Annotated in this window: 10 protein-coding genes; 8 read left to right on the forward strand and 2 right to left on the reverse strand. The window is 65.2% G+C overall.

Going from position 1 to position 12,287, the window contains the following annotated elements; genetic code table 11:
- Positions 1-8: 8 nt before the first annotated feature.
- Together AB0366_RS10440 and metH are read right to left on the reverse strand one after the other, a co-directional pair.
- Positions 9-686, reverse strand: coding sequence for an HAD family phosphatase (locus AB0366_RS10440; protein WP_121869876.1), 678 nt, complete (start codon positions 684-686; stop codon positions 9-11).
- Positions 679-4,248 carry a methionine synthase gene (gene metH, locus AB0366_RS10445; RefSeq protein WP_366243906.1) on the reverse strand — a complete coding sequence of 1,190 codons (3,570 nt, stop codon included), beginning with the start codon at positions 4,246-4,248 and terminating at the stop codon, positions 679-681. Before metH ends, AB0366_RS10440 begins: the two co-directional genes overlap by 8 nt.
- A gap of 173 nt (positions 4,249-4,421) precedes the next feature.
- On the opposite strand from metH, the gene AB0366_RS10450 reads away from it, so the two are divergent.
- The 8 genes from AB0366_RS10450 to AB0366_RS10485 all read left to right on the forward strand — a co-directional run bounded on the left by AB0366_RS10450 (position 4,422) and on the right by AB0366_RS10485 (position 12,285).
- Positions 4,422-5,324, forward strand: a complete 903-nt coding sequence (locus AB0366_RS10450) for a PAC2 family protein (protein ID WP_094615316.1) — start codon at positions 4,422-4,424, stop codon at positions 5,322-5,324.
- Positions 5,325-5,424: 100 nt separating this feature from the next.
- Positions 5,425-5,772 carry a molybdopterin oxidoreductase gene (locus AB0366_RS10455; RefSeq protein WP_121869878.1) on the forward strand — a complete coding sequence of 116 codons (348 nt, stop codon included), beginning with the start codon at positions 5,425-5,427 and terminating at the stop codon, positions 5,770-5,772.
- Positions 5,772-8,261, forward strand: coding sequence for a nitrite reductase large subunit NirB (nirB, locus tag AB0366_RS10460; protein WP_366243907.1), 2,490 nt, complete (start codon positions 5,772-5,774; stop codon positions 8,259-8,261). The genes AB0366_RS10455 and nirB overlap by 1 nt, the downstream gene beginning before the upstream one ends.
- A complete protein-coding gene (locus AB0366_RS10465) occupies positions 8,258-8,557 on the forward strand; it encodes a Rieske 2Fe-2S domain-containing protein (RefSeq protein WP_366243908.1) in 300 nt (99 codons plus the stop codon). Before nirB ends, AB0366_RS10465 begins: the two co-directional genes overlap by 4 nt.
- A 64-nt stretch (positions 8,558-8,621) precedes the next feature.
- The gene (locus tag AB0366_RS10470; protein WP_366243909.1) at positions 8,622-8,933 is read left to right on the forward strand and encodes a hypothetical protein; all 312 of its coding nucleotides are present in this window, start codon (positions 8,622-8,624) and stop codon (positions 8,931-8,933) included.
- A complete protein-coding gene (locus AB0366_RS10475; RefSeq protein ID WP_366243910.1) occupies positions 8,930-9,250 on the forward strand; it encodes a type II toxin-antitoxin system PemK/MazF family toxin in 321 nt (106 codons plus the stop codon). Before AB0366_RS10470 ends, AB0366_RS10475 begins: the two co-directional genes overlap by 4 nt.
- 108 nt (positions 9,251-9,358) lie before the next feature.
- Positions 9,359-10,834 carry a TIGR02677 family protein gene (locus AB0366_RS10480; protein ID WP_366244393.1) on the forward strand — a complete coding sequence of 492 codons (1,476 nt, stop codon included), beginning with the start codon at positions 9,359-9,361 and terminating at the stop codon, positions 10,832-10,834.
- Complete coding sequence (locus AB0366_RS10485) at positions 10,831-12,285, forward strand: TIGR02678 family protein (RefSeq protein ID WP_366243911.1); 1,455 nt, start codon at positions 10,831-10,833, stop codon at positions 12,283-12,285. The genes AB0366_RS10480 and AB0366_RS10485 overlap by 4 nt, the downstream gene beginning before the upstream one ends.
- Positions 12,286-12,287: the final 2 nt, after the last annotated feature.

Raw genomic sequence — 12,287 nt, forward strand, 5'->3', positions numbered from 1 at the left:
GGTCGAGATCAGGGTGTTCGGCCTGACCAAGCCCGCCGGACGTCGTCGGCAGTCAGGCCGAGCAGACCGTCACGGATGGTGTAGCCCGGAGCTTGTGCCACCGCGATCTCCGAGGGAACGACCAGTACCGGACAGCCCGCCGTGTGGGCAGAGAGCGATCCGGTGGGCGAATCCTCGACCGCAAGGCACGACGCGGTGTCGAGTCCGAGCAACGCAGCACCGCGTAGGTACGGAGCCGGGTGCGGTTTGCCTGCCTCGACCTCGTCGCCGGTGACCGTGATGTCGAAGTACTCGCGCCCCAGGGTGTCCAGAGCCCGCTCGACCAGACCCCGCTCGGTGTTGGTGACCAGCCCGGTGGACAGGCCCATCTCGCGCACGAGCGCAAGAGCGTCCTTGGCACCGGGCCGCCACGGAATCCCCTCGGCGAACAGGTCTCCGACGCGGGCCGTCAGCCATTCGCGCCCCTCGGACAGATGCTCGTCGGTGACCGCGACGGAGGCGTTGGCCAGCACCTTGCTCAGTGCGTCCCGCATGGAGTTGCCGAGGGTGCTCTCGCGCACCTCGGTACTGAGTTCCGTTCCCAGCGTGCGGGAGTACTCACCGATGGCGACGTCCCAGATCTTCTCCGAGTCGAGCAGTGTGCCGTCCATGTCCCACAGGACACCGTGCAGGTGGGTGCTAGACATTGAAGTACTTGGCCTCCGGGTGATGAAGTACGAACGCATCGGTCGACTGTTCGGGGTGTAGCTGCAGTTCCTCGGAGAGCTTCACGCCGATTCGCTCGGGCTCGAGGAGCGCGGCGAGCTTGATGCGGTCCTCGAGATCGGGGCATGCTCCGTATCCGAACGAGTAACGCGCACCGCGGTATTCGAGTTTGAAGAAGCCCTCGGCCTCGGTGGGATCCTCCGAGGCAACGGACTTTCCGTCGGACAGCTTCAATTCCTCGCGCACCCGGCGATGCCAGTACTCGGCCAAGGCTTCGGTGAGCTGGACGCCGATTCCGTGAACCTCGAGGTAGTCGCGGTACGAGTCGGCGGCGAACAGTTCGTTCGCGAAGTCGGCAATGGGCTGGCCCATCGTCACCAGGTTCATCGGCAGAACATCGACCTTGCCCGATTCCCGTGCAGCCGAACGCGATCGAACGAAGTCTGCAACACAGAGGAATCGATCACGGTGCTGCCGCGGGAACGTGAATCGGAACCGTTCGGGCGCATCGGGTTCCGGTTCGGTGAGCACCACGACGTCGTCGCCCTCGGACACCGCCGGGAAGTACCCGTACACCAACGCCGCGTGCGCGAGGATGCCGTCGGTGCTCAACCGATCCAACCAATACCGCAGGCGCGGTTTGCCTTCCGATTCCACCAGATCCTCGTACGTGGCACCTTCACCCTTCCGGGCGCCACGCAGACCCCACTGCCCCAGGAACAGAGCCCGCTCGTCGAGCAGCCCCGAGTACTCCGACAGTGACACGCCCTTGACGATGCGCGTGCCCCAGAAGGGTGGCACCGGGATGTCGATGTCGGCAGCGACATCGGATCGCTCGGGCACGACCACCGGCGCTTCGGCGGCCTTGCGCTTCTCGGCGATGCGCTTGGAGCGCTCGTGGCGTTCCTTGCGTTCGGCCGTCTTGGCCTTCGCGGCGAGTGCCTCGGGGCTGTCCGGAGCCGGTCCACCGCCACGCTTGGTGGTCATGATGGTGTCCATCAACCGAAGGCCCTCGAATGCGTCACGCGCATAGTGCACGTCGCCCTCGTAGACGTCCTGCAGATCGTTCTCGACATACGACCGCGTCAGCGCCGCTCCGCCCAGCAGAACCGGGAATTGCTCGGCGACACCACGCGAGTTGAGTTCGATCAGGTTGTCCTTCATGACCACCGTGGATTTCACCAACAGCCCGGACATGCCGATCACATCGGCGCGCTTGTCGATCGCAGCTTCCAGAATGGTCGAAATCGGTTGCTTGATACCGAGATTGACCACCTCGTAGCCGTTGTTGCTCAGAATGATGTCGACGAGATTCTTGCCGATGTCGTGCACATCGCCCTTGACGGTACCGAGCACGATGCGGCCCTTGCCGTCGTCGTCGGTCGCCTCCATGTGCGGCTCGAGGTACGCCACAGCAGCTTTCATCACCTCGGCGGAGGCGAGCACGAACGGCAGCTGCATCTGGCCGGAGCCGAACAGCTCGCCCACGGTCTTCATACCCGAGAGCAAGGTCTCGTTGATGATCTCGAGCGGCGGCTTCTCGGTCATCGCGGTGTCGAGATCGGCGTCGAGGCCGTTGCGTTCACCGTCGACGATGCGCCGTTCGAGTCGCTCGAACAGCGGCAATCGGCCGAGTTCTTCGGCGCGGGATTCGCGAGCGGAGGCCGCGGAGACGCCCTCGAAGAGCTGCATGAGCTTCTGCAGCGGGTCGTAGCCCTCGCTGCGGCGGTCGTACACCAGGTCGAGGGCAGTCTCGCGCTGCTCGTCGGGAATCTTGTTCATCGGCAGGATCTTCGACGCGTGCACGATGGCGGTGTCGAGACCGGCCTGCGTGCACTCGTGCAGGAACACCGAGTTCAGTACCTGGCGTGCAGCGGGATTGAGGCCGAACGAGATGTTCGACAGCCCGAGGGTGGTGTGCACCTTCGGGTACTTCTCCTTGAGCTGCCGGATCGCCTCGATGGTCTCGATGCCGTCGCGTCGCACCTCTTCCTGGCCGGTCGAGATCGGGAAGGTGAGGGTGTCGACGATGATGTCCTCGTGGCGCAGGCCCCAGTTCTCGGTGATGTCGGTGATCAACCGGTCTGCGACACGCACCTTCCACTCGGCCGTACGTGCCTGTCCCTCTTCGTCGATGGTCAGAGCAACGACAGCGGCGCCGTGCTCCTTGACCAGACGCATGATCTTCTGGAACCGCGAGTCGGGCCCGTCGCCGTCCTCGTAGTTGACCGAGTTGACCGCGCTACGGCCACCGAGGTGTTCCAACCCTGCTTCGAGAACGGCGGGTTCGGTGGAGTCGAGCATGATCGGCAGGGTCGACGCGGTCGCCAGGCGGCTGGCCAGTGCCGCCATGTCTGCGGCACCGTCGCGGCCGACGTAGTCGACGTTGAGATCGAGCATGTGCGCACCGTCGCGCGTCTGATCCTTGGCGATGTCGAGGCACTTCTCGTAGTCCTCGGCGAGCATCGCGTCGCGAAATGCCTTGGATCCGTTGGAGTTGGTGCGCTCACCGATCATCAGGATGCTGGCATCCTGCTCGAACGGAACGGCGGTGTAGAGCGAGGAGACGCCCGGCTCGGGAGCCGGCCGACGTTCGAGTTTCGTTGCCCCGTGGACCATGTCGGCAACCTGGCGGATGTGCTCGGGCGTGGTACCGCAGCAACCGCCGACCAGAGCCAGCCCGTACTCGTTGACGAAACCGCTCAGAGCCTCGGCCAGTTCGGGGGCAGTCAGTGGGTACTCGGCACCTTTCGCGCCCAGGGTCGGCAGGCCGGCGTTGGGCATGACCGACACGGGAAGGCGTGAATGCTTGGACAGATGGCGCAGGTGCTCGCTCATCTCGGCCGGGCCGGTCGCACAGTTGAGCCCGATCATGTCGATGCCGAGGGGTTCGAGTGCGGTCAGTGCGGCACCGATCTCGCTACCGACGAGCATCGCGCCCGTCGTCTCGACCGTGACGTGGGTGATGATCGGGATGCGCACACCGAGCTTGTCCATCGCATGCTGACTGCCGATGATCGCGGCCTTGACCTGCAGCAGATCCTGGCAGGTCTCGACCAGGATGGCGTCGGCACCGCCGTCGATCATGCCGAGGGCGGCTTCGGTGTATGCGTCGCGCAGCCGGGCGAACGGGGCGTGTCCGAGAGTGGGGAGCTTGGTGCCCGGGCCCATCGAGCCCAGCACGTAGCGGCCCATTCCATCGCGGCCGGGGCCCATCTCGTCGGCGGTCTCGCGCGCGAGCCGGGTGCCCTTCTCCGCAAGTTCACGGATGCGGTCCTCGATGTCGTAATCGGCGAGGTTGGGCAGATTGCAACCGAAGGTGTTGGTCTCGACGGCGTCCGCACCGGCCGCGAAGTACTCGCGGTGGATCTCCCGCAGGACATCCGGCCGGGTGTCGTTGAGGATTTCGTTGCATCCTTCGAGACCGAGAAAGTCGTCGAGAGTCAGCTCGGCGTCCTGGAGCATCGTGCCCATCGCGCCGTCGCCGATGACAACGCGACGTGAAATCGCATCGAGCAGACTGGGCTTGTGTTCAGCGGGCATCACTACAGAGTAGTGGGCACCGAAGTTACGTCGGGTCGTAGGCTGTCGTGGTGAGTCCCCGAAACCTCGATGGCCAGTCCCCGATCGACGACGGTACCGAAAATAAGGACATTTCAGGTTCCGGATCGGATGTGCCTCTCGATGCTGCATTGATCGAGGCAGTCCACGACGCTGTGGCCAACGCCACAGACCTCGACGATCTCGATGATCTCGACGATGACATTCCCGAGCTGCGCTCCCCGATCCTGGTGGCTGCCTTCGAGGGCTGGAACGACGCAGGCGATGCGGCCAGCGGCGCGATAGAACATCTGGAGCTGATCTGGGACGCCAGCCCGCTGGCCGAATTGGATTCCGAGGACTACTACGACTACCAGGTCAACCGCCCTACGGTGCGCCAGGTGGACGGTGTCACCCGCGAGATCGAGTGGCCGTCGACGCGGCTGTCGGTGTGTTCGCCTCCCGGCAGCTCACGCGATGTGGTGTTGCTGCGCGGCATCGAGCCGAACATGCGCTGGCGCAGTTTCTGCGACGACCTCCTCGAATTCGTCGAACAGCTCGGCGTCGAGACCGTGGTGATCCTGGGAGCGCTGCTGGCCGACACCCCGCACACCAGGCCCGTTCCGGTGACCGGCACGGCCTACAGCACCGAGTCGGCCGAACAGTTCAACCTCGAACAGACCCGGTACGAGGGACCGACCGGAATCACCGGTGTACTGCAGGACGAGTGCGTCAAGGCCGGGGTGCCCGCGGTCTCCTTCTGGGCCGCTGTTCCCCACTACGTCTCTCAGCCGCCCAACCCCAAGGCCACCGTGGCGCTGCTGCAGCGGGTCGAGGACGTGCTCGACATCGAGGTACCGCTCGGCGAACTGCCCACCCAGGCCGAGGAATGGGAAGAGGCGGTGACCGAGATGACGAAGGAAGACGAGGAGATCAGCGAATACGTCCGCAGCCTCGAGGAGCGCGGCGACGCCGAGGTGGACATGTCCGATGCGATCGCCAAGATCGACGGTGACGCCATCGCGGCCGAGTTCGAGAAGTACCTGCGGCGACGTGGTCCGGGCAACTTCGGGCTCTGACCGACCGCACACAAGGAAGCGGGAGCCGGTGAGGTCTTTCTGATCCCGACGTAACGTCACCGCAGCGGTGACGTCACCCCGACCCCGCAACCTCGTGTGTATGGCCAGCACACCGCGATTCCTGCAAGGCATTTTCTCCTTCACCGGGCACGGTCTGGACAAGCCCGAGTTGATCGATCCCAGCCTGAGCTTCGTTGTACCCGAGGGTGCGACTGCTCAGCCGCTGTACTTTCGCGGCGGAAACTCGAGCGACGAGCTGGTGGTCGTGACATTGCTGCGCGACGGCAGCCCGATGCGCATGTTCCCGATGGGTGCCAAGAGTGGAGTGAACATTCCGCTGCGGGTGGTCGAGGACGTGGATCCGGACACGGTGCTCGAACTGGTGATTGCCGCCCCTGCCGGAACCAGCGGAGAGGTCGTCGTCGATTTCGGTCTGGTGCTGATCTGATGACCGCGGCCAAGCAGCGACTGCTTGTGGTCGGTAACGGAATGGCCGGTGCCAGGGCCGTCGAGGAGATCATCAAACGCGACGGCAGTTCGCTGTTCGAGATCACCATGATCGGCGACGAGCCGTACGGCAACTACAACCGAATCATGCTCTCGCACGTGTTGTCGGGCGAGGCCACCGTCGACGACGAGGATCTGATCCTCAATCCCATGAGCTGGTACAGCGAGAACGGCGTCACACTGCACGCCGGGGACCGCGCGGTCTCGCTCGACCGGTTCTCCAAGACCGTCGTCTGCGAAAGCGGTCGGTCCGTCGACTACGACGTGCTGATCATCGCCACCGGCAGCAACACGTTCTTCCCCAACATGGACGGTCTGCGCGAGTCCGACGGCAGGCTGGCGCGCGGCGTGTTCGGCTTCCGCACCATCGCCGACACCAATGGGATGCTGCAGATGGCGCAGTCGCGTGACGACGTCTCGGCGGTCGTCATCGGTGGCGGACTCCTCGGCCTCGAAGCCGCGTACGGCTTGCGCACGCAGGGCCTGGAAGTGAACGTGGTGCACTCCCCCGGCCACCTGATGAATCAGCAGCTCGACGAGCGCGGCGGACGCGTGCTGCGCAACAAGATCGAGTCACTCGGCGTCGGCGTACACACCTCCAAGCGGACCACCTCGGTGGTGCGCTCCGAGGACGGCGTCGTCACCGGCGTTGGGTTCAACGACGGCACCTCGCTCGACGCGGACATGGTCGTGGTCACCGCGGGCATTCGTCCCAGTGTCGATTTCGCTCGCGCGGGCGGGCTGGTGATCGAACGCGGAATCGTCGTCGACGACCAATTGCGTTGCGAGGACGAGGGTTCCATCTATGCCGTCGGTGAATGCTGCCAGCATCGCGGCGAGGTCTACGGCCTGGTCGCGCCGCTATGGGAGCAGGCCGTCGTGCTGGCCGACGTGCTCACCGGAGCCGATCCCACTGCGGCGTACCACGGTTCGCGGCTGACCACCAAGCTCAAGGTCGCCGGTGTGGACGTCGCCTCGATGGGGATCACCGCGCCCGAACGCGACGACGACGAGTTCGTCCAGTTCTACGAGCCGCGTAGTGGCACGTACAAGTCGGTGATCGTGCGCAATAACAAACTCGTCGGTGCCACCCTGCTGGGCGACATCTCCAAGGCCAACTTCCTGACTCAGGCATTCGACGAGAAAGTGCCGTTGCCCGAGGAGCGCATCAGCATGCTCTTCGACATGGGAACTCCCTCTGCGGCAACAGGAGCCGCCGAGCTGGCCGACGACGTCCAGGTGTGCAACTGCAACGGCGTCACCAAAGGTGCCATCGTGGCCTGCGTGCACGCGGGTGCCAAGAACCTGAGCGACGTGACCGCGAAGACTCGGGCGGGCAAAGGGTGCGGATCGTGCAAGGGCCTGGTCAAGGACATCATCGCGTGCGCAGCAGGTGGAGCCGTCGAGGCCGATCCCACGGCCGACTGGTATGTCCCCTGCATCCCCATGACCAAGCCGGAACTGATCGACGCCATTCGAGCGCAGGATCTGCGGGCGGTGTCTGCGGTGTTCGCGGCGCTGGCGACCGGCGGAGCGGAGGATGCCGCCGCCAAGATGCCGTTGGCATCGTTGCTGCGGACGGTGTGGGGCCCGGACTGGGTGGACGAGCGCGGCGCGCTGTTCATCAACGACCGGGTCCACGCCAACATCCAGCGAGACGGCACGTTCTCGGTTGTGCCGCAGATGAAGGGTGGCGTCACCACCCCGGATCAGTTGCGCAAGATCGCCGACGTCGCAGACAAGTACCACGTACCCCTGGTCAAGGTCACCGGCGGACAACGTATCGACCTTCTGGGCATCAAGAAGGAAGACCTGCCGAAGGTGTGGGGTGATCTGGACATGCCGTCGGGCTTCGCCTACGGCAAGAGCATGCGCACGGTGAAGACCTGCGTCGGCAGCGACTTCTGTCGCTTCGGCCTCGGTGACTCGACGGCTCTGGGCATCGCCCTCGAAGAGCGGTTCCAGGGCCTGGAGACTCCGGCGAAGTTGAAGCTCGCGGTCGCGGGCTGCCCGCGCAACTGCTCCGAGGCACTGTGCAAGGACTTCGGCGTCGTCTCGGTGGGCGAAGGCAAATGGGAGATCTACGTCGGCGGGGCGGCAGGCGCACACATCCGCAAGGGCGATCTACTGGCCACCGTGACGGGGGCCGAGGAGGTTCTGACCGTGGCAGGCAGGTTCATTCAGCACTACCGCGAGAACGCTCAGTGGCTCGAGCGAACGTACGCATGGGTTCCGCGTGTCGGCCTGGAAGAACTGCAGAGCGTACTGATCGACGATCGTGACGCCATCGTCGCCGGACTCGACGAGCGAATGCAGGCATCGGTGGACGGATACATCGACCCCTGGCAGGACCGCGCGGCACCGAAGTCACCCGCCCAGTTCACCCCGTCCTTGCCCCTGCTTCCGCTCCCTCAGGTGCCGGTCCGATGAGCGTGCCGGTCGGGGCCGTGGAGGATCTGACACCCGGCGAGGGACGGGCCTACGTGGTGGACGGCAAGCAGGTTGCGGTGTTTCTGCTCAGCGACGGCTCGGTGCGGGCGATGGACGCCGTGTGCCCGCACAAGGGCGGGCCCCTGGCAGACGGTCAGATCGACGGATCCATCGTCGTCTGCCCGCTGCATCAGTACACGTTCTCGCTCGACGACGGCACCTGCCCCAGCGGCATCGACTCGGTGCGCACCTACCCCGCCGCCGTGGTGGACGGAAAAGTGACCGTGGAGATCTGACACCTTCGCGGTGGCTCAGCTGTGTCGATTGCCGATATTCACCAAGTGAGTCACAATGTGAAACATGGATGTGAAACGTTTGCCTGTGACGCTCGACAGCGATGACCAAGCCGAGGTGGCCGTGTTCTCCGACCCGAATCGCGCCGAGTCCGTCATCCTCCGTGCGTGGGCGAAACAGAATCACATTGCGGTCCGCGACAATTCCGAGTCTGGAATCGTCCGTGCATTGCTACGCGCCGGTGCGGAGTCACTTCGAGAGAAGGCGCTCGAGGCGGGCTACGCAGAGCTCGCCAAAGATCAGGCCGACGGGCTCGACGAGCAACGCGCGCGGCGAAACCGCTACGTCGAGCAGGTCGACCGGGCCTACGGCGAATGACGGCCGCAGTTCGCGGGCAAATCTACTGGTGCGACCTGGGGCACGGTGAAATGCCGTGGGTCGTGGTCTCCAACAACGTCCGCAACCGCAACCTGAACACTGTACTTGCGGCGCGGGTGACCACAACGCCGAAACATGGCATCCCGACAGCCGTCAATCTCGGGAGTTCGGACCCACTCGTCGGATCGATTCTCGCCGATGACCTCGTCCAGCTTTTCGACGACGAGATCGCCGCGAGCAGGCCTGCCGGTGTGCTCTCCCCTGCCACTGTGCTCGAACTGAACAAGGCGCTTGCGGTCGCCCTCGGGCTTCCCTGAACGACGAGACAGTACGAGCACGGTTGAACGACTGAGGCACCTACCCCCTACCCTGTTCCAGTGAGCGAATCAGGCGAGGACGCGCGGCAGGGAGTCGTGAACGCGTTCGTGGAGGAAGATCGTCTCGGTCTCTTCTCGTTCGCCGTCGCCGAGAAGCGATCCGAATACCTGGCCGTTCTCCGGGCATTCGACACCGCACGAGCCAACTACGTCGTTCTGCTGCACTCCGGAGACGTAGCCGACCTCATCGCACGCAGCCCAGGTCGGCACGACGCCCTGACCACCCTCGACATCGCACCTCTGCTCGATCAGCTCCACGCCTGGGGCCTGCTCGAACGCAGCTACGACGGCACCCGCGCCGCAACCCTCGCCGAGTACCGCAACCGTCACTTCGTCTACCAGTTCGGCCAAGCCGGCTACAAGGCCTACCGCGCGGTCGAGGACGTCCTCGGGGCCCGCCTGGACGACGCCGCGCTGTCGAGGCTGGTGCTCCCCGAGCTGTTGGCGGATATGCACGAGCTGGCCGAGGCGAACCGTCAGTCAGACGGCGATCGCATCTACCGCAAGCTCAGCCGACTAGATTCGACGCTGTCGGAAATGGCGACCCGCGCCGCCCACTTCTACCTGGTGCTCGGTGACCTCGTGCGCACCACCGAGATCACGCCGGAGTCGTTTCTGGTCCACAAGGACGCCCTGCTGACACACATGCGTGAATTCAGCTCCGATCTGACTCGCTACGCACCGAAGCTCGCCGAGGCGATAGCACTCGTCGAGAGCACCGGGATCGCGGAACTCGTCGAGCGAGCCGCGATCAGCGACGAACGAGTCTTCCTCACCGTGGACGAACGCCGAGCCGACTGGACCGATCGATGGGCCGGCCTCTCGCACTGGTTCGTCTCGGCCGAGTCCGAACTCAGCGAGTCCGAGCGACTCCGTGAGGGCACGATGAGCGCGATCGCCGCCGTGCTGTCGCTGCTGCGCCGCGTCACCGAAACCCGCAAGGGCGGAGTGAGCCGCGAGAGTCAATTGCGCCACCTGGCCGGTTGGTTCGCTGCCGCACCCACCGAAGACAGCGCGCACGCCCTGTTCCATGCCGTGTTCGGCCTCGGCAGACCACGGCATCTGTCGATGGTGCATCCCGACGCCGACATCATCTCCACGTCCCGATCGTGGTGGGAGGCGCCGCCGGTCGAGATCTCGCGAACCCTGGCCGAGACCGGACGCACCCCCACCCCCGGTGTTCCGGGACGGGTGCAGCGCAACGACGGTGGCATTCGACGGCTGAGGGAGCAGCAACTCGAATCGCAGCGATCACGCAGCGCCGCAGCGCAATCGCTCGCCTCGGCCGGAATCCACGACCGCATTCTCGACGAGCAGGAAACCGAGGTGCTGTTGAGCTTGTTGAATGCTGCGTTGACCGCGCGAGTGCGCGTGAGCGGGCGCACCTCCGACTCGTCGGGATCCGACAGCGGCGTGCGCCTGACACTGAGCGACAGCGACCGTTCGACGATCGTGCGGACCAGCAGAGGCCGATTGCATCTGGACCGCCTCGCGCTCGAGGTCAGCGAGGTAGCACGCCGATGAGAGCCCGCGAGATCTCCACCCTCGCACTGGATTCCTACCAGCGGGCCGCCCGGGTCGCGCTGTCGAATCATCTGGTGACCACCACGTACCCCGATCGGATCGCGCTGCCACTGCTTCGTAGATGGGCGACCGAGTTGCGCGAGGACCTGCTCGAACTGTTCGGGTATCGCCTCGAGGTCACCGAGACCACCGCCCGACTGTTCCCGGTGATCGACGCACTGGACGACAGCCAACCCGCGCGAACGTCCACCGACCGAATCTTCGACCGCCGCAGATACGCGTACCTGGCGCTGGCGCTCGCGGCACTCGGCCGGGCGGGCAACCAGATCACTCTGTCCGAACTCGCCGATCACGTTGCGGCCGAGGCGAGTCAGGTCGACGGCGTCGAGCTGACGACCGACCGAGCAAGCGACCGAGACGCGTTCGTCGACGCGATCGGCTGGCTCGCGACCCGCGGCGCCATCGCGTTGGCCGACGGCGATGCGACCGGCTGGGCGAACAACCCATCCGCGGGCGAGGCGCTCTACGACATCGACCGTCCCGTCGTCGTCGCCATGTTCCGGCCGCCCCGCGCCGTACAGCACCTGCGATCGATTCGCGGTCTGCTGGCCGGCTCGGACGCCCCGATCGATCCCGAGGACTCCGAGCTCGGGACCCACACCGACTCCGGGCGTGAGGCCGACCCGAAGGAAACGCTGCGTGCGGTACGCCGAGCGTTGGTCGAGCAACCGGTCGTCTACCTCGACGATCTCGACCCGGACGGCCGCACCGCGCTGGCTGCGTCGCGCACCGTTGCCGACGTCGAGTTGCTCACCGGCCTCGTTGCCGAGCGTCGCGCCGAGGGAGTCGCCCTCATCGACACCTCGGGTCGGCTCTCGGACTACCGATTCCCCAGCACCGGAACCATCGCCCAGGTCGCATTGCTGATTGCGGGCGAAATCTCGGACCGGGTGATCGATCCGGATGCACCCGCGCTGGCGACCTACCCCCTTCCCGACGGTGACGCCCTGGTAGAGCAGTTGGACAGCGCCATTCCCGACGGCGGGATCTTCGGCGATCTCGCCGAATTCGGGTTCGGTTCCGATGCAACGGCATTCGGCGATGCGGATGAGAACAAGCTGTATCCGTTGATCGAGGACAGTTGGCTGACAACGGTCGTCGACGAGCTCGTCGAACGCTTCGGCCGCACCTTCGCAGCTCAGTGGCAGACCGATCGGGACGGACTGCGAGTGCGGGCGATCGCGCTGTTGCACCGACTTCGACTGATACACAGCGTGTCCGGCGGTGTACTGGTGCTGCCAGTGATCGCACGCTACCGCGACGTGATGGTCAGCGTGCGTGATCGGACCCCGCAGGACTCACTGTTCGGCACCGAACAAGCCCCCAGCACCGAACAAGCCCCCAGCACCGCACAGCCCGCCAGTTACGAATCGTCCGAAGTAGAGGCTTGAGT

It is taken from the genome of Rhodococcus sp. NPDC076796, from assembly GCF_040702765.1.
Classification (GTDB): Bacteria; Actinomycetota; Actinomycetes; order Mycobacteriales; family Mycobacteriaceae; genus Rhodococcoides.

Excerpts from the sequence above, each read along its gene's own strand:
- AB0366_RS10440 (WP_121869876.1), bottom strand. The coding sequence starts at position 686 with ATGTCTAGCACCCACCTGCACGGTGTCCTGTGGGACATGGACGGCACA.
- AB0366_RS10455 (WP_121869878.1), top strand. The coding sequence starts at position 5,425 with ATGGCCAGCACACCGCGATTCCTGCAAGGCATTTTCTCCTTCACCGGG.
- AB0366_RS10485 (WP_366243911.1), top strand. The coding sequence starts at position 10,831 with ATGAGAGCCCGCGAGATCTCCACCCTCGCACTGGATTCCTACCAGCGG.
- AB0366_RS10465 (WP_366243908.1), top strand. The coding sequence starts at position 8,258 with ATGAGCGTGCCGGTCGGGGCCGTGGAGGATCTGACACCCGGCGAGGGA.
- nirB (WP_366243907.1), top strand. The coding sequence starts at position 5,772 with ATGACCGCGGCCAAGCAGCGACTGCTTGTGGTCGGTAACGGAATGGCC.
- metH (WP_366243906.1), bottom strand. The coding sequence starts at position 4,248 with ATGCCCGCTGAACACAAGCCCAGTCTGCTCGATGCGATTTCACGTCGC.
- AB0366_RS10470 (WP_366243909.1), top strand. The coding sequence starts at position 8,622 with ATGGATGTGAAACGTTTGCCTGTGACGCTCGACAGCGATGACCAAGCC.
- AB0366_RS10475 (WP_366243910.1), top strand. The coding sequence starts at position 8,930 with ATGACGGCCGCAGTTCGCGGGCAAATCTACTGGTGCGACCTGGGGCAC.